This is a genomic window from Alicyclobacillus cycloheptanicus (assembly GCF_028751525.1).
Classification (GTDB): Bacteria; Bacillota; Bacilli; order Alicyclobacillales; family Alicyclobacillaceae; genus Alicyclobacillus_L; species Alicyclobacillus_L cycloheptanicus.
Genome location: NZ_CP067097.1, coordinates 1,561,696 through 1,585,574, shown reverse-complemented (window position 1 = coordinate 1,585,574; position 23,879 = coordinate 1,561,696). Strand labels below are relative to the sequence as shown.

Here is a 23,879-nt window from a genome sequence, read left to right as displayed (position 1 = left end):
GCGGACCGTGGGTGCATTCGGATACGCAGACGGGGCTGCCCTTCAGTGTCGAGCACTGTTGGCGCAGCCCTGTCTGATGTTGATAGGCTCACCTGACGTCACTCTGCGAAAACGCCTGTCCGGAACGCAACCATTTTGACTTCCATCATGTCTTCCATCGCGTACTGGACCCCCTCGCGGCCGCTCCCGCTCTCCTTGATGCCGCCATAGGGCATCTGGTCGACGCGGAAGGTCGGAATCTGGTTAATCAACACGCCGCCGGTTTCCAGCCGCTCAGCCGCTTGAAAGGCCCGCTCAATGTTCTTCGTGAAAACCCCCGCATTCAGGCCAAACTTCGAGTTGTTGGCCATCTCAATCGCTTGCGTCCAAGTATCGAACGGCGTCACCGTCACGACCGGGCCGAACGCTTCTTCACAATTCAACTCCACATCGGTTGGCACATCCGTCAGGACGGTCGGGTACATGATGCTGCCGTCAAACTTGCCGCCCGTGCGGACTTTGGCGCCCCGCAGGACGGCGTGGTTCAGCCATCCCTTCAGGCGGTTTGCGGCGGCCTCGTTGATGAGCGCCGAAATATCCGTCGATTCATCCATCGGATCGCCAACACGAAGCTGCGCCGCGCGCGCCGCCAGCTTCTCCGTGAAACTTTCGAACTGAGACTGATGGACATACACCCGTTGAATGGAGATACACACCTGGCCGTTGTACGAGAACGCGCCCCCGGCCGTCTCCGCGACGATGCGGTCCAGCTCTGCCTCCGAAAATCCCTCGTCAACCAACAGCGGAGAGTTCGATCCCAATTCCAAGGTCACCTTGCGCAGCCCTGCCTGGGCCCGGATGATTTTCCCGACGCGCGGACTTCCGGTAAACGTCACAAAGGCGACGTGCCGATGCGTCGACAGGACCTCGCCCAGCTCGTGCCCATAGCCCGGAATGATGTTCAACACCCCGTCCGGGAGCCCAGCCTCACGGAAGACGTCCGCCAAAAACAGGGCAGACAGCGGCGTCTGTTCAGCGGGCTTGAGCACAATCGTATTGCCGGCTGCAATTGCCGGGCCCACCTTGTGCGCAACCAGGTTAAACGGAAAGTTGAACGGCGTGATGGCGCTGACAACCCCGATCGGCCGCTTGATGACGTACGCCGTATGGCGTTCCCCGCGCGGCGCAGCATCCATCGGCACGGTGGTCCCATGCACGGCCTTGGCGGCTTCTGCCGCAAACTGGTAGGTCTGAATCGTACGCTCCATTTCCGCACGTGCGGCGACAATGGGCTTCGCACCCTCCGCCGCAATGATGCGCGCCGCTTCCTCCAGCCGCGCCTGCAAGCGCTCGGCTGCACGATACAGAATCTCCGCCCGTCGATGGGCGGGCGTGCCCTGAAAGGATGTAAAGGCGGCATGCGCCGCTTCGATGGCTGTTTCTGCCTGTTCCACAGAAGCGTAGTCAATCTCCGCAATCGCTTCACCCGTATGCGGGTTTTTCAAGGTCACAGTCTGTGCGCCCGGCACCCATTTTCCGCCAATCCATAACTGTGTTCGCTGCACGGTCAACCCCTCCAGTCGCTTAAAACGGTTCCCGGTCCAACACAACCTCAATCACATTCAGACGCTTACTCTCTAATGCTTCATCAAGTGCCTGCGCAAATCCTTTCGCCGTGTCCACTTTTCGGTGATCGACCCCGAAACTTTGCGAAAACAGCCGCAGGTCCGGATTGTCAAAGGCAATGCTGGTGACCGCCAGTCCAGCCGCCTTTTGTTTTTTGCCAATCAGGCTGTAGCGCTTGTCGTTGAAGACAATCACCGTAAACGCCAAATTCAGGCGCCGCGCCGTCTCCAGTTCTTGCGCGTTCATCAGGAAACCGCCGTCTCCCGATACGACCACCACCGGGTCGGTCGGATTCGCCAGCTTCGCCCCAATCGCGCCGGGCAGCGACCCACCCATCGCCGCGAGACCGTTGTAAATCAGCGTCCGGTTCGGTGCCTTCGGCTGATACCACCGCGACACCCACACCTTGTGCAGACCAACGTCCGAAATCACGATGGTCTCCTTCGGCAGCCGTTCGCTCAAGTGCCACATCACCTGCCGCGGCAGCGTTTCTTCCGGAGACGGGATGCTCTGCAGTTCCTCCAGGCGCCGCGCGCGGATGGCGTCGTGCGCGGACGATCCCGACCGTGGACTGACCATCCCCGCCAGGGTGCGCAGCATCTCCGGCAAGTTCCCGACCAACTCCAGTTGAATGGGGAAGTGGACGTCGACTTCTGCCGGAATGGTGTGCAGATAGAGCACGCGGCGCGAGCTGTCCTCGTTCCAGGTCGCAGGGTCGTACTCCACCAGGTCGAAGCCGACCGCAATCACCAAGTCTGCCTCGTGGAGTGGCCGCAGTCCGGGTGGATACGGCGTTCCGCCGACGGTAAACAGGTTCTGCGGATGGTCGAACGGCAGCAGCCCTTTCGCCATAAAGGTGTTGGTCATCGGCAGTTTGGTATGGTCAATCAACGCGCGCAACGCTTCCCAGGCCTGTGCACGGATCACGCCGTTTCCGGCCAGGATGACAGGCCGCGCCGCGTTTTCAATCAGGCGTGCCGCATCCAGCAGCGCCTGGTCGTCCGGCAGTTGCATCGACTGCACCGCGGTCGGCAGCGGGCGCCGCTCCTGCACCTCTTCCTTCGCCACATCCTCTGGCAGCTGAATGTGCACCGCGCCAGGGCTGCCCGCGGTCGTCAGGTGAAACGCCTTCCGGATAATCTCTGGAATCGTTGCCGCGCTGACCACGGGCTGATTGTATTTCGTAATGCCATGAAACAGTTGGATGGTGTCGACATTCTGGTGAGATTCCTTGTGCAGGCGGGTCAATTCGGCTTGTCCAGTCAGCGCCACCAGCGGCACGCGGTCGAGATGGGCATTGGCGACGCCGGTCATCAAATTGGTCGCCCCCGGCCCCAGCGTGGCGAGACAAACACCTGGTTTTCCGGTGACGCGGCCGTATGCGTCTGCCATGAAGGCGGCGCCCTGTTCGTGCCGCGTGACCACAAATTCGATGGACGAGCGGGACAGGGAATCCATCAGGTCGATGTTTTCTTCCCCCGGGATCCCGAAAATATATTCAACCCCCTCTGCCTCCAGGCATCGGACAAACAGGTCACTGGCTTTCATGCTTTCATCCCCTCTCTTCATTCCATCATTATTGTATGACAATTACGTCGTTCTATAAAATATATAATCTAGATGCAATCATTCTAGATTTGAGAACAACCGCGGCAGGATGTGCCCAAACCTGTGCCCGGGCGCACGTTCGGCACGCGTGACAGGATGGGGGAAATGGACTTGGAACTTCGCCAGCTGCAGTACTTTCATACCGTCGCACAACTGGAGCATATGACGCAGGCAGCCAGGCGCCTGATGGTCGCACAGTCTGCAGTCAGCCGCCAGATTCGCCTGCTCGAGGAAGAATTGGGGGGACCCTTGTTCATTCGCGACCAGCACCGCATCCGCTTGTCCGGCTTTGGCCGGCGCTTTCTCGTGCACACGGAACGCATTCTCCGGGCGGTGGACTTGGCCATGGCTGAAGCCCAGGAGTTTCGCAATGCTGAAACCGGCCTGGTCCGGCTCGGTTTTCCCCACAGTGTCGGGGTGCACTACATTCCGGAATTGCTGCGGGCGTTCCGGGCGGCCTGGCCACAGGTGCGGTTTGATTTGTCACAGCTGCGGGTGCGGGATCTCATTGAACAATTGCGGACCGGAGACATTGAACTCGGCGTGGTGACGCCGTGGGATGAGGCACTGCTGCCCGCCGGGTTCACGGGTGTGCCGTTGTACGAGGAGACAATGGTCGCCGTGATCCCGGTCGACCACCCGCTCTGCAGCAAGCCTTCGATTGCTTTGCGGGACTTGCGGGACGAGCCGTTCATCCTGTTCAAACCCGGGTACACGCTGCGTCAGATGGTGCTGGATGCCTGCATGGCGGCTGGGTTTGTCCCGAAAATCGCGTTGGAAGCGGAAGAGACCGATACCATTCGCGCGTTTGTCCGAGCCGGCTTTGGTGTCAGTGTCCTGCCGCCGGCAGCGATGAGCGGCAGCCTGGATGGGTTGTGCGAGTGCAGGGTCACGGATGGTCCCGTGCAGCGCACCGTTGGCCTCACCTGGCTCGCGTCCGGCAGCCTGTCTGCCGCCGGACAGCGGTTCGCACAATTCGCGGCCGCGCGGGGCCGTCAGGACCTCCGGTAGGGCCGGCACAGGGCGGGGCGTCAGGTTGGGAACATCCACAAGTGCATCGCGACCAGCGCGGCGACGCCTGGAATGCCCAGAAATCCGGCGGTCAGGGTGGTCAAGGTGTTAAACGGCAGGTGGTAATGAAAGTACTGCCCCACCCAGTTGACAGCCAGGATGAACACGGCCCCCATCACGACACTTTTGACCAGCTTCCAGGCAATCCGCCCTGGGTACTGGACCACCTGCGTGATCGTGAAGAATGCGGCCAGAATCAGTGCGCCCCACAGCAGCCACGTGGTTGGAAACGGTGTTTGGAGCATCGCCTACGCCTCCTCATACCACAGCCAGTTCATCCCCTCCGTCGAGACGCCAAGTTTCTTCGCCATCTGGAAGAGATAGTTGAACCGCTTCTCGGCGGCGCCAAGACGGAACACGACGTGATCGACCAGAAGCGGGTCCGTGACGGTGTCAAACTGCTTGCGGGCCATCTCGACTTCCTCTTTGGAGCGACGCAGTTCCGTGATGAACTGGTCAATCTCCTCTGGGCCGTATGCGATTTGCTGTGGTGGTTCAAATGAAGCTTGTACATGTGTGTCCGTGGAGAGTGGTGTCTGGTGCGAATCCATTTTGCATCGTCCTCCCCGTCCCGAATTAGTACATCATAGTCGGAGGAGGACAAGTTTATGTCAGATGGAGGCGCATTTTCATTTTCAGTGGAAATGAGAAGTGCCGGAATTGGGCTCGCCACGGCCCCGATGAGGCTCTCGGCGAGGCAGTCGACGGGGCACTGCACGCAGTCCGGCACAGCGGGCGCAGCGGCCCCGTCACAGCGCGCGGCGGCCCCGTCACAGCGCGCGGCGGCCCTCCAGCGCTTTTGCGAGCGTCACTTCGTCCGCATATTCGAGGTCGCCGCCCATCGGCAGGCCGTGGGCAATGCGCGTCACGGTGACATTGAAGGGCTTGAGCAGCCGCGCGATGTACATCGCGGTGGCCTCCCCTTCGACGTTCGGGTTGGTGGCGAGGATGACTTCCTTGACCGTGTCGTCCCCGAGCCGGTGGACGAGCTCCCGGATGCGAATGTCGTTCGGGCCCATCCCTTCCAGAGGTGAGATGGCACCGTGCAGGACGTGGTACTTGCCGCGAAACTCATGCGTGCGTTCCATCGCCATGACGTCCTTGGCATCCTGGACCACGCACAGGACCGACGTGTCCCGGGTCGGGTCGCTGCAAATCGAACACGGGCTTTGCTCGGTGATGTTGCAGCAAATGGTGCATTCGGACAACTTCGTTTTGACGTCCGACAGGGCCGCTGCGAACTGCCGAACATCTTCCGACGGCATCGTCATGACGTGGAACGCCAATCGAGCCGCTGTCTTGGGGCCAATGCCGGGCAGCTTCATAAATTGTTCAATCAGCCGACTAATCGGCTCCGGATAGCCCCACATGACTAAAACAGCCCAGGCATGTTCAGGCCGCGCGTATACTTGCCGAGTTCACTGGCCGTCAGTTCCTCGACTTGGCTCAAGGCGTCCGAAATCGCGGCGAGCACCAAATCCTGCAGCGTCTCCACGTCGTCTTTGTCGACCACATCGGGATCGATGGTGACAGCCGTCACTTCACGATGCCCATTCATGGCGATTTTCACCGCGCCGCCGCCCGCGCTGCCTTCCACGATGCGGTCCTTCAGCGCTTCCTGCGCCCTGGCGATGTCCTCTTGCAGCTTCTTCGCCTGCTTCATCAACTGGTTCATATTTTTCATCCGTCATGTCACTCTCCGTCTCGAATCTCGACCCGCTCGGGACCAAACACCTGAATCACCCGTTCGACCAGGTCGATGTTTTGATGCTGGTCCGATGCCGACCCGGATTGTCGTTCCTGGAATTCCTCCCAGTCCGCCTGCGTCAATGCGAGAATGCGCATTGGTCGGCCCAAGGCATTCGACAGCGCCCCCTCAATCAAGGCCCGCTCCACCGGTTTCATCACCGCGTTCCGGTGAATCGGACTGGAAAAGGCGAGGACGATCTCGTCCGCCGTCGCCAGCATCAACTGTCCGTTGATGAGCCAGGCGTGCGTTTGAATACGCGACGCGCGCACCTCGTTCAAAACCTGGTCCCACACGGCCTGCACCTGGTCTTTGGTTTGCGCATCCGCCCGGCTCGACAAGTCGCGCAGCACTTCCCACTTACGCGCCGCGTTCACCGGCTTCGCCCGTGACGGCCGCGCAGGTGGCTGGGCTGCGGAACTCGGCTGGGCCGCGGCCGGCTGCACAGAAGCCGGCGGTGCAGCGCGATGCATCGGTGCGGCATCGTCCGCATCACGAACGGCTGGCGCAACGGGCGTCATCGCCAAAAGCGCGGCTTCCAAAGCCAGGCGCGGCTGATCCACGTAACGCAAATGGGTATACGTCTCCCCCAGCTTGCGGACTGCATCCACCAGCCAGGCACTGTCGCAGAGGCGTGCCGTCGTCTGGTAGGCTTCGCGCGCCAGACTCGGCGGCAGCGTGCCGCCCCGCTCGAGGGTCAACTTGACGATAAACAAATCCCGCAGCACTTGCAACAAGTCCTGGACAATCCGCGCCGCGTCCTTGCCGCCGACATACCACTCCGTGATATACCCCATCACCTGCGGCAGGTCGCCTCCGGCCAGCGCCTCCACCAGCATCAGCAGCGCGCCCGTGTCGACGCCGCCTACCACGTGGGCAGCTGACGCCGGCGTGATGTTCCCGTTTGCATAAGACGCGGTCTGCTCCAGCAGCCCCAGCGCGTCCCGGAGTCCGCCATCCGCCGCCTGGGCGATTTTCCACAGGGCCTCGTCATCGGCCTCCCATTGCTCAGTGCGGCACACCAGCTGCAGACGCTCGACGATGGACTCGGGCGGGATGCGCCGGAAATCGAACCGCTGGCACCGGGACACGATGGTGCCAGGGATTTTGTGCGGTTCAGTCGTCGCCAGCACGAACATCGCGTGCTGCGGCGGTTCCTCCAGCGTCTTCAACAGTGCATTGAAGGCCTCTGTCGTCAGCATGTGAACTTCGTCGATGATGTACACCTTGTGGGACAGACTCGTCGGTGCGTACTGCACTTTGTCGCGGAGTTGGCGGATCTCGTCGACGCCGCGGTTGGAAGCCGCGTCAATCTCCTCCACGTCCACGTTGCTGCCAGCGGTAATACTGAGGCACGCTTCGCACTGATTGCACGGATCAGCGTCCTCCCGCGCCTGGCAGTTGACCGCCTTGGCGAGCACTTTCGCCGCACTGGTCTTTCCAGTGCCGCGCGGACCACAAAACAGGTAAGCGTGCGCCACCTGGTTATACCGAATCGCGTTGGTCAGTGTTTGCTTCACGTGGGGCTGTCCCACGAGGTCAGCGAATGTCTGGGGTCTCCATGAACGATATAGCGCCTGATACGTCACCAGCGGCCCCCTCCTGTCCAATCCAGCTGGACAACTTCTTTAACCGTATCATACGGGGGACGCGCCGACAATCGGTGTCACATGACCTGACGGCCTTGTTCGGCTTTGGGCAGCAACACCGTAAACGTGGTGCCAAATCCCTTGGAAGACACCCGAATCTCGCCGCCGTGGTCATCAATGATCTTCTGACAAATCGGAAGGCCGAGGCCAATTCCTTTGTCTTTGGTCGTGAAGAACGCGTCGAAAATCTTGTCCATCTGGTAATACGGAATGCCGGGTCCCGTATCGCTGACATCGATTCGCGCCCACTGCCGAAACGGCGACACCTGGATGTGCAGCCTGCCGCCCTTGTCCATCGCCTCAAACGCGTTTTTCACCAGATTGAGAACCACTTGCTGAATCATATCCATATCCATCCGCGCGCTGACGGTCCGGTCCATCTCATATTCAAATGCCACCCCGTGCAGCCTGGCTTCCGACTGAATGAGCGGGAGAATGTCGTCGATCACGGCCGCGACAGCGCACACCTCCGGTGCCATCTGCTGCGGTTTCGAGAGCAGCAGCAGCTCACTGACCAGGGCGTTGACGCGTTCGATTTCCGTCATCATCACCTGTGTATACGCCAGTTCCGTCTCGCGCTCCTGGTGTTTCAACTGACTTTGCATCATTTGCAGGAACCCTTTTACAGTTGTCAGCGGATTCCGGATTTCGTGCGCGATGCCGGCTGCCATCTTGCCGATGGTCGCCAGCTTCTCCGTGCGCTGCACCTGCTGTTCCAACGCACTGAAATTCCCAAGTTCCTTCATCATCACATGCATTCCGGAAACGTCCGCCGCACTGTCACTGCGCTGGACAAACGAGTCAACCAGCACGTGACGAACCCGCCCGTCGACTTCCCAACGAATCACCATATCGCGATACTCCCGGCTGCCGGCCACCATCTGCGAGAGAATGTGGTACTCTTCCCGTTCGGGGGAGATGCATCGCTCGAGTGGAACCGGCACCCCCGGCGTGACGGAAGGGTCAATGAGTTGACAGGCCAATGTGTTGTAACAGGTGACATGGAGTTGTTTGCTAATGAACAGCACAGCCGCGTTGAGCCGGTCGAGATAGAACGCTTCCCGCCCTGTCATGCTTGTCGATCCCGATACAGATGATACGTCCACGCGCTGACCCCCAGTCTGCGCTCGCATTCGCGGATTCGATCGTTCAAGCGCGCATTTCGTGCAAAGTTCTGAGCAAAGTTCTGAAAGGTTCATGAGAAAGTCTGCGAGTGTGTGAAAGCTCTGTGAGGGCCACGATTTCTACGCTTCATTCACCGATTCCTGCCCGGTGACAAAAGTTCTCGAGTTCCGACAGGGATAGACACGGTCCGACCTTCAGGCGCGGGGGCAAAGGAGATGAGCAGGGGTTGGGCGTGGCATCTCCGCGGATTTCGTTCGACCCGCTTCTTCGTGTTTCAATCAAACGACCGCCGGTTTGGCCATTGGACCCTGTACACGACGGACGCCCGCTATGACCAAGAACCAAACCAGGTTGCCCCACGTCGCCCGGAAGGTCTCCCTTAGTGCTGCTTCCGTCAGGACCTGACACGGTTCGGGAGTTTCCGCCGCGTGGGACCCAGCTTGGTTCCTGGGCACAGCGGGCGTCTCAATTTTTGATGGCGGAGAGAGTGGGATTCGAACCCACGAGCCCCGTGAAGGGCTACTCGCTTTCGAGGCGAGCTCTTTCGACCACTCAGACATCTCTCCATACTGGTTGAGTGATACACCAAACCAATCTGCGGCACGCAGTCAACGCTCGCGAAGCCGACGGAAGAACGCCTGAAGTATCATACCACATTCGTCCGCCAAAATTCCACCTGTAATCTTTGGATGGTGATTCCACAGTCCCGGCTCCAGCACGCGCGCCTTCGACACCACGGCGCCGCCTTTGGGGTCCACTGCGCCAAAGTAGAGATGGCGAATCCGCGCCAGCATCAGCGCGCCGGCACACATCGGGCACGGCTCCAGGGTCACATACAAGTCGCATTCGGCCAGCCGCCAGCCGCCCAGGCGCTGGCTCGCCTCACGGATGGCCAGCAGCTCCGCATGCGCCGTCGGGTCACGCCAGGTCTCCCGCCAATTGTGCGCCCCCGCAATCCGTGTCCCGCGGTACACCACCACCGCGCCAATCGGAACCTCGCCCAATGCCGCCGCCTCTTTGGCGAGGTCGAGCGCTTGGCGCATCCATCCTTCGTGCACGGCGCGAGGGTCCACTGCATCCACCATGTGTTCCTGTCCTTCCCACTGTAACATGGGCATCTCCCCTGCGCTTTGCGCGGTTGTCCGGCATACAATCGCATGGGACCTCGCGATGGTCCCGCTTCATACCACCGGGTTGGCGAGTCCGCGCGCCATGCGCGTCGACGGAAAGCCGTCCGGTTGGCACGACGTGACCTGCCTGAAAGGAGAACCCGCCATGGCCGAGGAGACATTGGAAGGCATGCTTGACCCTGAACGAGGGTCCCTGAATAAATGGGAAATGTACAAGGCACTGCGCAGCCAGGACATCGGTCCGTGCCGCCTGCCCTTTACAGTGCCTTGGCATCCGCAGACCCTTTCGCAGCTCCTCGACCGGTATCATCAATTATACCTGAAACCGGTGGACACTTGGGGAGGGCAGGGCATCAGCCTGATCGCCAAAAGCGATCACGGCTACCGCTGGACGCCGCAAGGCGCCGCCCCCCGTCACTTCCCCTCGAAGTCCGCCCTCTGTGCCGAGCTCGCCCAGGTGTACCCCATCCACCGCGCCGTCGCACAGCAAGCCGCGCCGCTCCTCCGGGTCGACGGCCGTGTATTCGACATTCGCGTGCTGATGCAGCGGGAGGTGGACGACCGCTGGGTGTTTGCCGGCTCCCTGTGCCGCGTCGCCGGAGACGACTCGATTGTTTCCAATGTCGGCGCCAGCCAAGGGACCGTCCGCCCCGTGACGGACGTGCTCGCCAAGGCGCTGCCGAAAAAGAATCGTTCCCCCAGAAACATTCGCCTCATCCTGAACCGACTCGAACAGTGCAGCGGCAAGATTTGCGCCGTGCTCGACCGCTATCGCTACTTCCATGAGGCCGGTCTGGATTTCGGCGTGGACCCCCTGGGGCGCCTGTGGCTCATCGAAGTGAACACCGACGACGCACTCGGCGGCCCGAGTCACGAACTGTTCGCCGAGCTCCCGGACCGCACCCTGTATGAAGAGATTCAACAACGGACCGAGCGGCACAAGCAACAGACGATTGCATGGGTGCTGGGCGCGCTCTTCACGCGAGAGGCAGAAGAGCCCGAGCCGTGACCTTCACGATTCGACCCGGTGGCCGATGTTCTCCACCAGCTGCTCGACGACTTCGATATCCTCCAGCCCTGTGATGTCCCCTTGCACCGTGCCTTCCTTGATGATTTCCCGCAGCATGCGGCGGATGATTTTGCCCGATCGCGTCTTGGGCATGGCCTCCACGAAATACACCTGTTCGGGCCGCGCAAAGGTACCAATATCGCGCACCACCTGCGCCTTGAGCGCGGCTTCCAGCTCCGCGGAAGGCGTGAACCCCTTCTCCAGGGTGACAAACGCGATGGGCACCGCCCCTTTGATCTCGTCCGGCTGCCCCACCACGGCCGCTTCCACCACGGCTTCGTGCTGAATCAGTGAACTCTCCATCTCCATGGTGCTGATGCGGTGGCCGGAGACGTTGATGACATCATCCACACGGCCGAGCACCCAGTACTGCCCATCTGCGTCGCGCACCGCACTGTCCCCGGTGAAGTAGGCGCCGGGCACCTGGCTGAAGTAGGCGCTGAGATAACGGTCATGGTCGCCGAACACGTCCCTCGCCAGGCTCGGGAACACGTTGCGGATGACGAGGTACCCCGGAGTGCCATCCGGTACCGGTTTGCCATCGAGATCGGTCACATCCAGCGCGTGTCCCAGGAAGGGCACCCCGCATGATCCCGGTTTCATCGGCGTCGCCCCCGGGAGAGACGCCAGCGGTGTTCCCCCGGTCTCGGTTTGCCCCCAGGTGTTGTTGATGACCGCCTTGCCCCCGCCGACCACGCGCCGAATCCAATGCCAGGCCTCCGGGTTAAACGGCTCGCCCACCGAAACCAAGAGTTCCAGGGAGGAGAGGTCGTAGCGCGATGCGACTTCCTCGCCGTGCTTCATCATCATGCGGTAGGCCGTCGGCGCCGAAAACAGCTTGTTCACCCGGTAGCGCTGCACCACCTCGTACAGCCGACCCGGCTGCGGATAATCCAGCGCACCTTCGTACAGAAGGGTGGTGACACCGAGCGCCAACCCGCCCACAAGCACGAAAATGTGCGACGTCAGCCAGCCAATGTCAGCCGTATTCCAGTACACGTCTTCCGGGCGCAAGTCCAGCTGATACTTGGTGTAAGCGTATGTGCCGAGCAAAAATCCGCCGCCTGCGTGGACAATCCCCTTCGGGCGTCCGCTGGTGCCGCTCGTGAAGATGAGGAGGCCCGCATCATTTGCATCCAGCACAGCAGGCGGACAATCCGCAGCCGCCGCGGCCATCAGTGCATCGTAGTCGAGATCGCGCCCCGGCGTCATGGGGGTCTCGACACCAGGCAAGCGGTTGTAGACAATGACCTGCTTGACACTTTCCACCCCTTCCAGCGCCTCATCCACGGTGGCCTTCAGGTTCAGCACTTTGCCGCGGCGGAGGCTGGCATTGGCGCAAATGACCATCTTGGCATTCGAACTGACGATGCGCTCCCGCAAGGCGCCGGGTGAAAATCCGGCAAACACCGTGTTGTAGACGACGCCGAGACGCAGACACGCCATCAGCACCACGTACGTTTCAATCAGGTTTTGCATGTAGACGCTTACAACGTCTCCCTTTTGCAGACCAAACGATTTCAGCACATTCGCGAACTTTTGGACCTCATCGTAGAACTGCTGATAGGTGACAGACTTCCGGTCCCCGTTCTCCCCCTCAAAGAACAGAGCCACCTTGTTGCGCGTCAGTGGATGCTTCGCATGGCGGTCGACGCAGTTTTCGCACACATTGATAGTGCTGCCCGGGAAGAACTTGAAATCGGGCATATGCCCCTCAATCACGGTGCTCAACCGGGACTGCCAGGCCAATTCGTCTGCGACTTCATTCCAGAAACCGGCCGGATCGTCAATCGAACGCCGGTATTTCGCCAGGTAGGCTTCATACGACTGAAGATAGGACTTCGCCCGATATTCCTCAGGCGGCTCGATTTTCGTGCTGGTTGCAATCAGTGATATCCCTGCGTCGTTTGCCATCCAGATTCCTCCCGTCCCACAATTGACTGCACAAATGGCTGCACAAACTTTCAGTAAACTGATTCTATCACATTTTCAGATAGAAATTGCCCACGGAAGTGGAAACACTGCGATGATGGGCGACAAGGGCCGCGCTGGGATGCGGCGGGCAGTGTGCGCCGCCGACAGTGGAGCGCCCGCCGACAGTGGAGCGCCCGCCGACAGTGGAGCGCCCGCCGACAGTGGAGCGCCCGCCGACAGTGTGCGCCGCGGGCAGTGGAGCGCCGCGGGCAGGACCCCACTCAAACGGACCGGATGTGCATGTACGCTTGCACAAATGCGGAAAAGGTGCGGGCGATGGGGGACATCGTGATCGGATCCTGCAACAGATACGTATGCGCCACGGGAAGCGGCCATTCCGGCAGGGGGACTTCCATCAGCGAGCCGAGCACCAATGCGCGGCGCACCGTGCTGGTGGGTAGAAACGAAACCCCCATCGACTCCTCAATCCACCGGACGGTCACATGGACCTGGCTGACGCGCAGGGTTCGCACCGCTGGATAGCGGTCGCGGAGGGTCAACAACAGGTCATCCCAGTACCCGGGATGGTTGTGGGTCAACAGCGGATAACGCAGCAGCAGCTCCGCCAAAGTTTCGGGAGGCCCGTCCAAGTCGTGCGCATCCGCGGGGGCCACGGCGACCACCGGATCGTCATAGAGGACGGTCGACGCAACGCGCTGCAGGTCGGAGGGCATCCGGCTGAATCCAACATCGCTCTGACCCTGCGCGACATGTTGGGCGATATCCTTGGATTCCATGACCTGCACCGAGAACGCTACGTTCTCGTGGTGCTGGCTAAAGGCGCGAATCCAGCGCGGAAGGTACGTTGTGGCGATGAGCGGGCTCACGGACAGCGTCAGGGTCTGCTCGTATCCCTGCTGAAAGCGGACAATCTCCTGTTCGCCGCTGTGAATGGATGCAATGGCCTGCTCCGCGTAGGGCAGGAAGCGGCGGCCGTATCGGTTGAGCCGTACCGTGCGCCCAACGCGATCGAATAACTTGACGCCGAGCGCCTGTTCCAGTTTGTCGATGTGCATCGAAACCGTCGGCTGCGCCAGATGCAGCTTTTCCGAAGCCCGCCGGAAGTTTTCTTCCGCAGCGGCGACAAGAAACGTATGGAGCCAATCGATGTCCATCGCAGGGCGCCTCCTTTGTTCGGTTTGGTGCGTACGGGCATTGCTTGGAGACGGTGGGCTACGGACATCGGGCGGGCGCGGGCGGGCTGCGGGCGGGCACCTTTAGGCACATTTGGTGCCCTAGTGCCCACCCGCTGGGCCTCGCCACGGCACCTTTAGGCACATTTGGTTCCTTAGCGCCCACCGGCGGACCTCGCCACGGCACCTTTAGGCACATTTGGTGCCCTAGTGCCCACCGGGCGGGCCTCGTCCGGGCACCTTTAGGCACATTTGGTGCCCTAGTGCCCACCCGCTGGGCCTCGCCACGGCACCTTTAGGCACATTTGGTTCCTTAGCACCCACCGGGCGGACATCGGCGCGGCACCTTTAGGCGCTTTTGGTTCCTTAGCGCCCAGCGGCGGGCCTCGCCACGGCACCTTTAGGCACATTTGGTTCCTTAGCGCCACCGGGCGGGCCTCGCCCGAGCACCTTTAGGCACATTTGGTTCCTTAGCGCCCACCGGGCGGGCTGCACCCGGGCACCTTTAGGCGCTTTTGGTTCCTTAGCACCCACCGGGTGGACATCGGCGCGGCACCTTTAGGCACCTTTAGGCACATTTGGTTCCTTAGCGCCCACCCGCTGGACCTCGCCCGGGCACCTTTAGGCACATTTGGTTCCTTAGCGCCACCGGGCGGGCCTCGCCCGAGCACCTTTAGGCACATTTGGTTCCTTAGTGCCCACCGGGCGGGCTGCACCCGGGCCCCGCCCGGGCACCTTTAGGCGCATTTGGTTCCCTAGCACTCACCGACCTAGACCAAGTGTTGCACCCAGGCTGGCAATGACAGGCCTCTGCAAGCCAACAGGCGACATCTGATTATATTTCCATATCAATTTATCAACTTATCATCATTATACAAAATCAACTGGCCGATGTACGATGACAGCGTAAGAAACAGATTTTGTGTTCCATCATCAAAGGGAATGCGCGCCACAAAGGCGCCAAAAGCACGCCATAAAGGCACCCAAGGTGCGCCACAGAACAATCGAATGCACAACGCAAAAGGGGCGAAAACCCTGCCAAGGAGGATCCCGATGATGCCCAGTGTGAATGGATTGGCAGACATTGTCGCTGCCGAAACAGAGCTCAGCATGGTGGACGGCCAGCGCGGAAGGCTGGTGTACCGCGGCTATGAGGCGCCAGCGCTGGCAAAGACGCGTAGATTTTCGGAAGTGGCCCACCTGTTGTGGACCGGACGACTGCCCGACCCATCAGAACTGCGCGAACTGGAGACCCAGTTGACGGAAGCGAGAACCCTCCCGCCAGAAATCGTCGCGATTCTGGATGCGCTCCCGCCCGAGGTGGACATGATGAGTGCCCTGCGCACCGCCGTGTCGGCCATTCGACCCCGGCAAATTTGGCCGCCGACCATTGAAGACGCCACGCGCATTGCCGGAATGATGCCGACCATCGTCGCCTACCGCCATGCAAAGGTGACAGGCCAGACGCCCGTCCCGCCGCGACTCGACTTGTCACATGTCGCGAACTACCTGTACATGCTGAACGGTCGGGCCCCCTCTGAAGCACACACGCGGGCACTAGAGGCGTACCTCATTCTCACGATCGATCACGGCCTGAACGCCTCGACCTTCGCCGGCCGCGTCGCAGCCTCGACGCAATCGGACCTTTCCGCCGCACTGACTGCGGCACTTGCAGCCATGAAAGGCCCGCTGCATGGGGGAGCCCCCTCACTGGTCATGGATATGTTGGATGAAATCGGATCCCGGGAAAACGCCGCGCCTTTCCTCCGCGCAAAATTGGAACGAGGCGAGCGCCTGATGGGATTTGGACATCGGGTGTATAAAACGCGTGATCCAAGGGCAGAAGCCCTCCGCGACATTGTCATCGAGTTGACCCAAGCGGACCCCTGGTTCGATCTCGCCGCCCACACCGAAACCATCGCGTTGCGGCTTTTGGAGGAATACAAACCTGGTCGGGAACTGTACACCAACGTGGAGTACTGGGCGGCTGCCATCTTGCGGACGGTCGAGATTCCGAAACCGATTTACACCGCGACGTTCTCCATCAGCCGCGTGGTCGGCTGGTCCGCGCACGTGCTGGAGCAGGCGGCGAACAACCGCCTGATTCGCCCGCAGTCGACATACGTGGGGCCGCTGCCGGCATAACGCGGCCTCGCCCGAGCCATGTATGGCGCATTTGGTGCCCTGTCGCCCGCTGGGCTCACCTGCTCCCGGCCACACCCGGGCCTCGCCCGGCTACCTACTACTCCACGAACTCCACCTTGTGCAGCCGACACCAGCGCGCGATGTCCTGAACGAACGTCGCGCGCTCTTCCATGCGGCGAAAACGCAAGCCGCGGGAAATCTTCGGCAGGCGGCCTCCGTTTTTCACGTAGATCCCGACCGCGCCCCGCGTCATCACAATCCGCGCGACATCGCTCACTGCAAGCGTACGAACCACCTTGGTGCCACGCTTTGCCACCACGGCCTCGTCCGTCAGTACCAACGACGATTTCTGCCGCAGCCGCCACAACGCGAACAGAAAGGAGAGTGCCAGCACGACATCTGCCGCCGCGAGCACGACGGCGGGCAAATGCCGAAATGCCATCATCACCACAAACACAATCACCGGCACCCACCACGTCAACATCCACGTATTTTCACGTGTGGGTATGGTGATGGTTCGGGCGCCCTTGACAGCCTTCTTCTCCTTCGTTTCTGCCATCCACCCACCTCCTGGCCAACAATCATTGCGCCGCTCTTCCCATCTGAGACAACCCCATTATGCACCGCAGCGCGCGTTCCTGCATAGGTTGCCACGTGTTTGGGTGTTCGCCGTTCCCGCTTACAGGCTTGGTTTGCCTGGCGCTGCCGGGACAATCCGGTACAATCCGGCACGTCAGCAAATCGGTCTGTCGAACGCCGGACTAGTGAAACCGAAGGAGGTTTGCCACATGTGTGGAATCGCCGGGTGGGCAAATTGGGATCGCGATCTGACACAGGAACGCAGCACCCTCGAGGAGATGGGGTGCACGTTGGCGTGCCGCGGTCCAGATGCGGATGCGGTATGGTTGTCGACGCACTGCGCGTTTGCGCATCGGCGGCTGATTGTCGTGGATCCGACAGGCGGCGCCCAACCCATGACGCGGACGTTTGCAGAAAAAAGCTATACCATCGCATACAACGGCGAGTTGTATAACACGGAGGACATTCGGGCGGAGTTGCTGGGACGGGGGTACTCGTTCCAATCCTACTCCGATACGGAAGTCCTGCTGGTGGCGTACGTCGCCTGGGGACCCGACTGCGTGCACAAACTGAACGGGATTTTTGCCTTTGCGATTTGGGATGAGGCCAAGCAAACCCTGTTCATGGCACGCGACCGGCTCGGTGTCAAACCCCTCTTTTATACCCGAAACGGACAGAGCCTGGTTTTCGGGTCAGAACTCAAGTCCTTGCTGGCACACCCAGAAGTGCGGCCGCAAGTGGACGCCGAAGGGTTGGCGGAAGTCTTCGCCATCGGGCCCGCGCGGACACCCGGTCATGGCATTTACAAAAATGTGCGCGATTTGCGTGCTGGGCATTACCTCATCGCGACCGCTGACAAGATGGATGTGCGCCAGTATTGGAAGCTGGAAGCCGTGGAGCACACGGACGACCTGGAGACGACCGTGCAAACCGTGCGCGACCTCCTCGTCGACACGGTCACACGCCAGTTGGTGTCGGATGTACCCGTGTGTACGTTCCTGTCAGGCGGGCTCGACTCCAGTGCCGTGTCTGCCATCGCGGCGAAGGCCTTCCAGGAAGCCGGCAAGCCGGCACTGCACACCTACTCCATCGAGTTTGCCGAGATGGAAAAACACTTCCAGGCAAACGCGTTCCAGACAGGACTCGACAGCCCTTGGGCACGCAAGGTATCAGAATTCATCGGCTCCGTCCATCACCCGATTGTCTTTGATGTGCCGGAGATGGTCGACCACCTGATGACGCCGCTGAACTTCCGCGACGTGCCCGGGATGGCGGACATCGACGTATCGCTGTGGATGTTCTGTCGAGAAATCAAGAAAGGCGCCACGGTTGCACTTTCCGGCGAATCCGCGGACGAAGTGTTCGGAGGGTACCCCTGGTTCCACCGCGAAGAGTCGCTGCAGGCCAACACGTTCCCGTGGTCGCTGAAACTGCATGAGCGCGTGGCCATCATGTCGGAAGAATTGAAACAGCACATTCGCCCGGAGGAATACGTGGCCGACCGCTATCAGGAAGCCCTGAACGAAGTGCCGCGTTTACCCGGAGAAGACCCGCGGGAAGCCCGCATCCGTGAAATTGGGTACCTCAGCATCACGCGGTTCCTCACGACACTGCTCGACCGCAAGGACCGCATGAGCATGGGCGCCAGCCTGGAAGTTCGTGTTCCGTTCTGCGACCACCGGCTGGTCCAGTACGTGTTCAACATCCCGTGGCACCTGAAGACGGTGGACGGTCAGACCAAGGGCATCCTGCGCCGGGCAATGAAAGGGTACCTGCCGGACGACGCCCTCGCCCGCAAGAAGAGCCCGTACCCGTCGAACCCAGACCCAAGGTACTTGGAAGCGACGCGATCGCGCGCATTGGCCCTACTGGATGACCCATCGTCCCCCTTGCTGCCCCTCGTCAATGCAGCGGCCATTCGCGACTTGGCGGCCTCCAGCTGCAAGCCCAGTGAGCACCGGCCGTGGTTCGGGCAAATCATGGCCACAGCGCAGATGTTCCACTACCTGCTGGAGATTGACGCCTGGATGCGCAAGTTCAAGGTCGAACTGGTTTAGCCGCATCGAATGCCATCAAATAAGGGACGGCCGCCGGGGTGCATCGTCACCCCCGTCAGCCGTCCCTTTCTCGGTGCATTAAGGTGGCTGATTATGCCCTAGACCAGTCGCCTTCACGTATTCCATGTTCTTCAATTGAACCGCTACTTCTCTGTTTATATTGACACCCGGAATCGAAAAGATGGCTGTGTTTACGGGGAGGTCGTTCGAGTACCAAATGTCTCCCTTGGAATTGTCTCCCTTGGAATCCTTTGATTCAATTCTACCAATGACTTTACCCACGTGAGTCACTTCTTCAGTAGTAACGATATAAGAAAAAGGAGACTCTCCATCCATTTTATGACTTATCCACTCCTCGCCGCCCGGAGGAGCCGTCCTGGGCCCTGTTAGATTCGCGTGACCGCAGCCAGCTAGAATGGCAGTGAACAGCAGAACGGCTGCTACAGCTTTTTTATTCATCACAAAGTCCTCCTGTCCATCAGAAGTCACTCCGCTCTATTCATAATATTTCATAATATCAGGAAGTTGCAAGCCATCCTGACCAATTATCGGAAGCAAGGTCATAAATGCAATTGTACCATCCCCGCAACCACGGTATGATCAGATCCGGCATCCCACACCTTGCACGCAAGAGGGACGGTGAGGCGTTTTGATTATCGGATTTGGCTTTGGCAGCCCGCTGGTCAGCTTGCTGATGCTGCTGATCACGGGCACCTTGAGTTACTTGATATACCGTGCGACACGCAGATTCTCCCATCCCGAGCGCAGAATGACGCGGGCCGAGCTTCGCCAGTACTACTATGAGCAGCGACGCCGGGCCAGGGAGTTTGCGGAGCGGTTCGATCTGACGGATGAAGAAATCGAGCGGAAGATTGACGAAGAGCTCGGCCCGCCGGACGAATCGTGAGGAACCTTGAACCCAGCCGACACGAAGGGAGCAGCCGACATGGAGGATACAGAGCCTGGACGTTCTGTCCCTGTGCACTTCGAGCAACTCAACCAAACACAGATTGCGCACTATCCAGACAACATTCGGGCCCTCCTGCCCACCTACGATGGCCTGTTCTCGGTCATCAACGCGTACCTGCAGCCGCTCATACCGGTGAACGCCAAGGTCCTGGTGGTTGGTGCAGGGGGCGGCATGGAACTCGCCGCGCTCGGGCAGGCGAATGAAGCGTGGCGGTTTACGGCGGTGGACCCGTCCCTGCCCATGCTCGCGCTGGCACAGCAGGTGGCGGCAGATGCCGGCGTGCTGGACCGCGTGACCTTCTGCGCGAGCACCCTCCAGGATGTGGTCGACGACACGCCGGTCCAAGCATCGTACGACGCCGCGACCTGCGTGTTGGTGCTGCACTTCCTCCCGGACGAAGCAAAGCGCGCGCTGTTGAGGGACATCGCGGCGAGGCTGAAACCCGGCGCGCCGGTGGTGATTGTCAGCACGTTTGGAGAGATGGACCAGAGCGCGGTCGCGATGCACGCCCGAGCCCTGGAACACCACGCGGCCGCGGCCACCGGGCACGCGAAGCTGGCTCTGCAGCTGCGACGAAACATCGAGTCGAGCGACTTTGTGTCGGAAGACCGGCTGATGGCCCTGCTGGACGAGGCCGGCTTGGTAGATCCACAACGTTTTTTCCAAACCTACTGCATCGGCGGGTGGCTCGCGTGGAAACAACGTGAGTCACATGGAAGCCCGTAGCCTACGCGGCCCTCACGAAGCGGGGCCTGCACGGCGGAGCTTGGCGGTAGATTTCGCAGGGCGGTCGATTTCGCGGGGCGGACCTTCCAACCACCTCGCACAAAGCAAACGCCTGGTGCACGGTTCGATGGACGAACCTGCCCAGGCGTTCTTTCTCAAACCCTTTCTTCAAACCGGACCAACGGACGTGATGCAACCGCCGGGCGGCCGTCGTTCAACTGCCGTCGTTCAACCGCCGCCGCTCAGCCGCCGTAGAACAGGCCGGTTTCTTTGAGGGTCAACGGATCGCCTTCGCGATGCACACCGGCATCCACCACTTCGCCGACAACCAGCGCGTGGTCGCCTCGATCGACCGTATCGGTGACTTTGCACTCAAACCAATAGAGTGCGTCCTTGAGGATGGGGCTGCCCGTGGTCGACGTGTAAAACTCCACATCACCGAACTTGTTGCCCACGCGGGAGACGGGCTTGAAGAAGGAGAAGGCGAGGTCTTTCTGCCCAGACTCCAGAACGTTCACGGAGAACACGCCGCTTTCGCGGATGCCTTCATAGGACGTCGTGTCTTTCTTGACGCCAATTGCGACGAGCGGCGGTTCAAACGATGTCTGCGTCACCCAGTTGCCCGTGAACGCGTTGACATCGTCGCCAACCTTCGTCCCAATCACGTACAACCCATATGTAATTCCCCGCAGCGCCGTCTTTTTCGCTTGTGCATCCATCTGAAAATCACTCCTCCCGTAAGATGTAGGGCGGCTGTCGGACCCGGGAAACCCAGCCGCCGAACGGCATAACCTTCACCTAACCCCTATGATACAGGACGTGGAAATCAATCGCCAATCAATGCGATGCGGCACCTGCCAACAATTCGCGCAGCTCCTTCACAATCAACCCCTGATAGCCAGTGTCCTCGCCGTACCGTTTCATAATTTCCGCGCGAGCCGCCTTCAGGTTCTCCTCATAGGTCGGCGCCGACCGGTCCGGATTCTCCTGCTTGAACTTGACCATCGGCTGCTGAATGTACTCGGGCCGCGGCCCCCACTTCGCCAGCACATCGCCCTGCGGGTCGATGAACAGCACCACCGGAATCGACCGGCCACCCATCGTCAGAAACCGGTCCATCACATCCAGATGCTGTTCCATGATGAGCATCCGCGTTTCAATCGCGGCCGCCCCCATCACCTTGAGCACCACCGGCACGTTGCGGACCACGTCGCCGCACCAGTCCGCCGCGATAATAAGGCACCGCACATCCGTCTTCCCCCGCAGCCCCTGGAAAAACGCCTCATCGTCCGCATTCTGCCAGGCGAAGCGATTGCCCCACGCCGCGAACACATCCTGGTTCTTCGTCATCTGTTCGATAAACGCTTGCGGCGTCATCGCAGCCGCGAACGCCTCCTGCACGTTTTCCGCCATCTTCCTTCACCCTCCCCGTTGATTTGCCCAATCCACACCCCTCAATCGACAGGCATGTCAATCGACGGGCATGTGCTCCTGCAAAAACGCGGCGATGGCCCCGTACGCCTGGATGCGGTTGGCCAGCTTGACCACGCCGTGGCCCTCGTCCTCAAAGCGCAGGTAGGTCACCGGGTGATGGCGCGCTTTGAGCGCCTCGACGATTTGTTCCGCTTCGCCAATCGGTACGCGCGGGTCATTCGCACCATGAATCACCATCAGCGGCGCGGTGATTTTGTCGACGTGGTGAATCGGCGAGATTTCATCGAAGAACGCGCCATCCTCCTCGATGGTGCCGTATTCGCTCGCCCGGAGGTGCCGCCGGTAGGGGCTCGTGTTTTCCATGAACGTGCGCAAATTGGCGATCCCGACGATGTCCACGCCCGCTGCCCACAAATCGGGGTAGTGTGTCACCGCAGCGAGGACCATGAAGCCCCCGTATGAGCCGCCCATCACCGCGATGGCGTCCGGCTTCGCGTCGCCGTGTTCGATGAGCCAGTCCACCGCTTTCGCCAGGTCAGCGACGGAGTCCATGCGCTTGCGGACGTCGTCCAGGTGGACGTAGGTTTTGCCGTAACCCATGCTCCCGCGAACGTTCGGCACAAACACCGCGTACCCCTGATTCACAAAGTACTGAATGACACTGTTGAACCCGTTTCGGCTTTGCGACTCCGGCCCGCCGTGGACGTACACGACCACCGGGTACTTGCCGCCGCCCACCTTCGGGCGATAATAATACGCCGGAATGGACAGTCCGTCAAAGGATGGATAGTGCACCAGCTCCGGCGCCACATACGTCGACTGCGGCACGGCAGAAATCGAGGCAAACGTCGCCTGCTCGACGCGTCGCCCGTCCACATCCAGCGTCCAAATCTCAGTCGCGTGAACCGGGCTGCTGAGGGAGATGGCCAAGGTCCGTCCGGTGCGATTCCACGCCGTGGTCAGGATGACGCCGTCCGGCAGCGCTGGCAAGCCTTCGAGCAGGTCGAGCGGTCCCCCGTTCCATTGCGCCAGATCCGCCACGTACAACCGCGAAGTTCCATCCTCATTCCGGCTGTACGACAAGTACCGCTTGTCGGCAGACATCGACAACCCTTCGCAGTCCCACTCATCGGGCGTCAGCCAAGTCAGGGCTTTGCTGGCCACATCAATCGCCGCGACACGCATGAATTCGCTGTCCCGGTTGGTGGCCACGAACAACGTCCGGCCGTCCGCACTGAACCGCGGGCTCTCATACATGGCTTCACCCTCGTGGGGCGTCAAGACCTCCGCTTCCCCGGTTTGCAGGTCGAGCAGCAACAAGTCGTGGTTGAGATTGGTGTGATGCCTGGAGAACAGCAGCTTGGTGCCGCTTGGGTGGAACACCGACGCGTAATTGGTGTGGCCGCTCTCATAGACGCAGGTATGGGTGTCCTTTTCCAGGTCGTAGACATAGATGTCAAAGTCCCGGCCGTTGCGGCGGTTGCTGTGGTACGCCAGCCGCTTGCCATCCGGACTGAACTGTGACGGCTGGTAGATGTGCGCTGGGTCGTTCGTGATGTTGCACATGTCCAGTCCTTCGAGGTCCATCAGATACAGCTGCGCACGCTCACTGCCGCCTTCGTCCGCCACGACACACAGGCGGGGTTCCGTCGGCGACGCCGCGACGCCCATGACACGGTCGGAAAAAAACGTGATCTGCTGCGGCCACGGCACCCCGCGCACCTGCCGCCACACCTGCGGCATCCCGCTTTGCGTGGACAAGAAATACATCGCAGAATCGTCGTACGCGAACGACGCCCCGTACGCGCTTCGGACTTCCATGTAACGTGCAATTGAAATTCGCTTCATCCGATGAGC

General features: G+C 60.6%; 22 protein-coding genes, 1 tRNA gene and 1 other RNA gene. 6 read left to right on the top strand and 18 right to left on the bottom strand.

The annotated features are described in order from the left end of the window. Window positions 1-98: 98 nt before the first annotated feature. Together JI721_RS07255 and JI721_RS07250 are read right to left on the bottom strand one after the other, a co-directional pair. Complete coding sequence (locus JI721_RS07255) at window positions 99-1,550, bottom strand: aldehyde dehydrogenase family protein (protein WP_407654081.1); 1,452 nt, start codon at window positions 1,548-1,550, stop codon at window positions 99-101. Between the two features lie 13 nt (window positions 1,551-1,563). After that, entirely contained in the window at window positions 1,564-3,153 is a 1,590-nt protein-coding gene (locus JI721_RS07250) for an acetolactate synthase large subunit (protein WP_274457354.1), read from the bottom strand. 165 nt (window positions 3,154-3,318) lie between these two features. On the opposite strand from JI721_RS07250, the gene JI721_RS07245 reads away from it, so the two are divergent. After that, a complete protein-coding gene (locus JI721_RS07245) occupies window positions 3,319-4,224 on the top strand; it encodes a LysR family transcriptional regulator (RefSeq protein ID WP_274457353.1) in 906 nt (301 codons plus the stop codon). Window positions 4,225-4,244: 20 nt separating this feature from the next. On the opposite strand, the gene JI721_RS07240 is transcribed toward JI721_RS07245, so the two are convergent. The 9 genes from JI721_RS07240 to tadA form a co-directional block, all read right to left on the bottom strand. Next, entirely contained in the window at window positions 4,245-4,529 is a 285-nt protein-coding gene (locus tag JI721_RS07240) for a pro-sigmaK processing inhibitor BofA family protein (protein WP_274457352.1), read from the bottom strand. Window positions 4,530-4,532: 3 nt separating this feature from the next. Beyond that, on the bottom strand, window positions 4,533-4,835 hold the full coding sequence (locus tag JI721_RS07235; RefSeq protein ID WP_274457351.1) for a DUF2508 family protein: 303 nt from the start codon (window positions 4,833-4,835) through the stop codon (window positions 4,533-4,535). A 219-nt stretch (window positions 4,836-5,054) separates the two neighbouring features. Further along, entirely contained in the window at window positions 5,055-5,654 is a 600-nt protein-coding gene (gene recR / locus JI721_RS07230; protein ID WP_274457350.1) for a recombination mediator RecR, read from the bottom strand. A 2-nt stretch (window positions 5,655-5,656) separates the two neighbouring features. Continuing rightward, window positions 5,657-5,968, bottom strand: a complete 312-nt coding sequence (locus JI721_RS07225) for a YbaB/EbfC family nucleoid-associated protein (RefSeq protein WP_274457349.1) — start codon at window positions 5,966-5,968, stop codon at window positions 5,657-5,659. A gap of 8 nt (window positions 5,969-5,976) precedes the next feature. After that, window positions 5,977-7,566 carry a DNA polymerase III subunit gamma/tau gene (gene dnaX / locus JI721_RS07220; RefSeq protein ID WP_274457726.1) on the bottom strand — a complete coding sequence of 530 codons (1,590 nt, stop codon included), beginning with the start codon at window positions 7,564-7,566 and terminating at the stop codon, window positions 5,977-5,979. A 131-nt stretch (window positions 7,567-7,697) separates the two neighbouring features. Beyond that, on the bottom strand, window positions 7,698-8,786 hold the full coding sequence (locus tag JI721_RS07215) for a two-component system sensor histidine kinase NtrB (protein WP_274457348.1): 1,089 nt from the start codon (window positions 8,784-8,786) through the stop codon (window positions 7,698-7,700). A gap of 360 nt (window positions 8,787-9,146) precedes the next feature. Next, window positions 9,147-9,246: signal recognition particle sRNA small type (gene ffs, locus JI721_RS07210), an RNA gene on the bottom strand. A gap of 35 nt (window positions 9,247-9,281) precedes the next feature. After that, window positions 9,282-9,371 (bottom strand) — tRNA-Ser (locus JI721_RS07205). A 42-nt stretch (window positions 9,372-9,413) separates the two neighbouring features. Beyond that, window positions 9,414-9,917, bottom strand: coding sequence for a tRNA adenosine(34) deaminase TadA (gene tadA / locus JI721_RS07200; protein ID WP_274457347.1), 504 nt, complete (start codon window positions 9,915-9,917; stop codon window positions 9,414-9,416). 58 nt (window positions 9,918-9,975) lie between these two features. Between tadA and JI721_RS07195 the strand changes: the two genes are divergently transcribed. Further along, on the top strand, window positions 9,976-10,944 hold the full coding sequence (locus JI721_RS07195) for a YheC/YheD family protein (protein ID WP_274457346.1): 969 nt from the start codon (window positions 9,976-9,978) through the stop codon (window positions 10,942-10,944). A 3-nt stretch (window positions 10,945-10,947) separates the two neighbouring features. On the opposite strand, the gene acs is transcribed toward JI721_RS07195, so the two are convergent. After that, window positions 10,948-12,918, bottom strand: a complete 1,971-nt coding sequence (gene acs / locus JI721_RS07190; RefSeq protein ID WP_274457345.1) for an acetate--CoA ligase — start codon at window positions 12,916-12,918, stop codon at window positions 10,948-10,950. A 281-nt stretch (window positions 12,919-13,199) separates the two neighbouring features. Then, on the bottom strand, window positions 13,200-14,093 hold the full coding sequence (locus JI721_RS07185; protein ID WP_274457344.1) for a LysR family transcriptional regulator: 894 nt from the start codon (window positions 14,091-14,093) through the stop codon (window positions 13,200-13,202). 1,074 nt (window positions 14,094-15,167) lie between these two features. Between JI721_RS07185 and JI721_RS07180 the strand changes: the two genes are divergently transcribed. Beyond that, the gene (locus tag JI721_RS07180) at window positions 15,168-16,256 is read left to right on the top strand and encodes a citrate synthase/methylcitrate synthase (protein ID WP_274457343.1); all 1,089 of its coding nucleotides are present in this window, start codon (window positions 15,168-15,170) and stop codon (window positions 16,254-16,256) included. Window positions 16,257-16,353: 97 nt separating this feature from the next. Here the strand turns inward: JI721_RS07180 and JI721_RS07175 are convergent, their stop codons facing one another. Continuing rightward, window positions 16,354-16,815 carry a hypothetical protein gene (locus JI721_RS07175; protein WP_274457341.1) on the bottom strand — a complete coding sequence of 154 codons (462 nt, stop codon included), beginning with the start codon at window positions 16,813-16,815 and terminating at the stop codon, window positions 16,354-16,356. 229 nt (window positions 16,816-17,044) lie between these two features. On the opposite strand from JI721_RS07175, the gene asnB reads away from it, so the two are divergent. Further along, window positions 17,045-18,892, top strand: a complete 1,848-nt coding sequence (asnB, locus tag JI721_RS07170; protein ID WP_274457340.1) for an asparagine synthase (glutamine-hydrolyzing) — start codon at window positions 17,045-17,047, stop codon at window positions 18,890-18,892. A gap of 78 nt (window positions 18,893-18,970) precedes the next feature. Here asnB and JI721_RS07165 read toward each other — a convergent pair whose 3' ends face one another. Beyond that, the gene (locus JI721_RS07165) at window positions 18,971-19,351 is read right to left on the bottom strand and encodes a hypothetical protein (protein ID WP_274457338.1); all 381 of its coding nucleotides are present in this window, start codon (window positions 19,349-19,351) and stop codon (window positions 18,971-18,973) included. Window positions 19,352-19,541: 190 nt separating this feature from the next. On the opposite strand from JI721_RS07165, the gene JI721_RS07160 reads away from it, so the two are divergent. After that, window positions 19,542-19,799 carry a hypothetical protein gene (locus tag JI721_RS07160; protein ID WP_274457337.1) on the top strand — a complete coding sequence of 86 codons (258 nt, stop codon included), beginning with the start codon at window positions 19,542-19,544 and terminating at the stop codon, window positions 19,797-19,799. A 39-nt stretch (window positions 19,800-19,838) separates the two neighbouring features. Beyond that, window positions 19,839-20,588: a class I SAM-dependent methyltransferase gene (locus tag JI721_RS07155; protein WP_274457336.1), complete on the top strand. Its 750-nt coding sequence runs from the start codon at window positions 19,839-19,841 to the stop codon at window positions 20,586-20,588. 242 nt (window positions 20,589-20,830) lie between these two features. On the opposite strand, the gene JI721_RS07150 is transcribed toward JI721_RS07155, so the two are convergent. The 3 genes from JI721_RS07150 to JI721_RS07140 all read right to left on the bottom strand — a co-directional run bounded on the left by JI721_RS07150 (window position 20,831) and on the right by JI721_RS07140 (window position 23,870). Further along, on the bottom strand, window positions 20,831-21,307 hold the full coding sequence (locus JI721_RS07150) for a flavin reductase family protein (RefSeq protein ID WP_274457335.1): 477 nt from the start codon (window positions 21,305-21,307) through the stop codon (window positions 20,831-20,833). A gap of 118 nt (window positions 21,308-21,425) precedes the next feature. After that, the gene (locus tag JI721_RS07145; RefSeq protein WP_274457334.1) at window positions 21,426-22,001 is read right to left on the bottom strand and encodes a thioredoxin family protein; all 576 of its coding nucleotides are present in this window, start codon (window positions 21,999-22,001) and stop codon (window positions 21,426-21,428) included. Between the two features lie 57 nt (window positions 22,002-22,058). Then, on the bottom strand, window positions 22,059-23,870 hold the full coding sequence (locus JI721_RS07140) for a S9 family peptidase (protein WP_274457333.1): 1,812 nt from the start codon (window positions 23,868-23,870) through the stop codon (window positions 22,059-22,061). Window positions 23,871-23,879: the final 9 nt, after the last annotated feature.

Excerpts from the sequence above, each read along its gene's own strand:
- asnB (WP_274457340.1), top strand. The coding sequence starts at position 17,045 with ATGTGTGGAATCGCCGGGTGGGCAAATTGGGATCGCGATCTGACACAG.
- JI721_RS07250 (WP_274457354.1), bottom strand. The coding sequence starts at position 3,153 with ATGAAAGCCAGTGACCTGTTTGTCCGATGCCTGGAGGCAGAGGGGGTT.
- recR (WP_274457350.1), bottom strand. The coding sequence starts at position 5,654 with ATGTGGGGCTATCCGGAGCCGATTAGTCGGCTGATTGAACAATTTATG.
- JI721_RS07150 (WP_274457335.1), bottom strand. The coding sequence starts at position 21,307 with ATGGATGCACAAGCGAAAAAGACGGCGCTGCGGGGAATTACATATGGG.
- JI721_RS07165 (WP_274457338.1), bottom strand. The coding sequence starts at position 19,351 with ATGAATAAAAAAGCTGTAGCAGCCGTTCTGCTGTTCACTGCCATTCTA.
- JI721_RS07180 (WP_274457343.1), top strand. The coding sequence starts at position 15,168 with ATGCCCAGTGTGAATGGATTGGCAGACATTGTCGCTGCCGAAACAGAG.
- JI721_RS07195 (WP_274457346.1), top strand. The coding sequence starts at position 9,976 with ATGGTCCCGCTTCATACCACCGGGTTGGCGAGTCCGCGCGCCATGCGC.
- JI721_RS07185 (WP_274457344.1), bottom strand. The coding sequence starts at position 14,093 with ATGGACATCGATTGGCTCCATACGTTTCTTGTCGCCGCTGCGGAAGAA.
- JI721_RS07245 (WP_274457353.1), top strand. The coding sequence starts at position 3,319 with ATGGACTTGGAACTTCGCCAGCTGCAGTACTTTCATACCGTCGCACAA.
- JI721_RS07240 (WP_274457352.1), bottom strand. The coding sequence starts at position 4,529 with ATGCTCCAAACACCGTTTCCAACCACGTGGCTGCTGTGGGGCGCACTG.
- JI721_RS07225 (WP_274457349.1), bottom strand. The coding sequence starts at position 5,968 with ATGAAAAATATGAACCAGTTGATGAAGCAGGCGAAGAAGCTGCAAGAG.
- JI721_RS07145 (WP_274457334.1), bottom strand. The coding sequence starts at position 22,001 with ATGGCGGAAAACGTGCAGGAGGCGTTCGCGGCTGCGATGACGCCGCAA.
- tadA (WP_274457347.1), bottom strand. The coding sequence starts at position 9,917 with ATGTTACAGTGGGAAGGACAGGAACACATGGTGGATGCAGTGGACCCT.
- JI721_RS07155 (WP_274457336.1), top strand. The coding sequence starts at position 19,839 with ATGGAGGATACAGAGCCTGGACGTTCTGTCCCTGTGCACTTCGAGCAA.
- acs (WP_274457345.1), bottom strand. The coding sequence starts at position 12,918 with ATGGCAAACGACGCAGGGATATCACTGATTGCAACCAGCACGAAAATC.
- JI721_RS07140 (WP_274457333.1), bottom strand. The coding sequence starts at position 23,870 with ATGAAGCGAATTTCAATTGCACGTTACATGGAAGTCCGAAGCGCGTAC.
- JI721_RS07175 (WP_274457341.1), bottom strand. The coding sequence starts at position 16,815 with ATGGCAGAAACGAAGGAGAAGAAGGCTGTCAAGGGCGCCCGAACCATC.
- JI721_RS07235 (WP_274457351.1), bottom strand. The coding sequence starts at position 4,835 with ATGGATTCGCACCAGACACCACTCTCCACGGACACACATGTACAAGCT.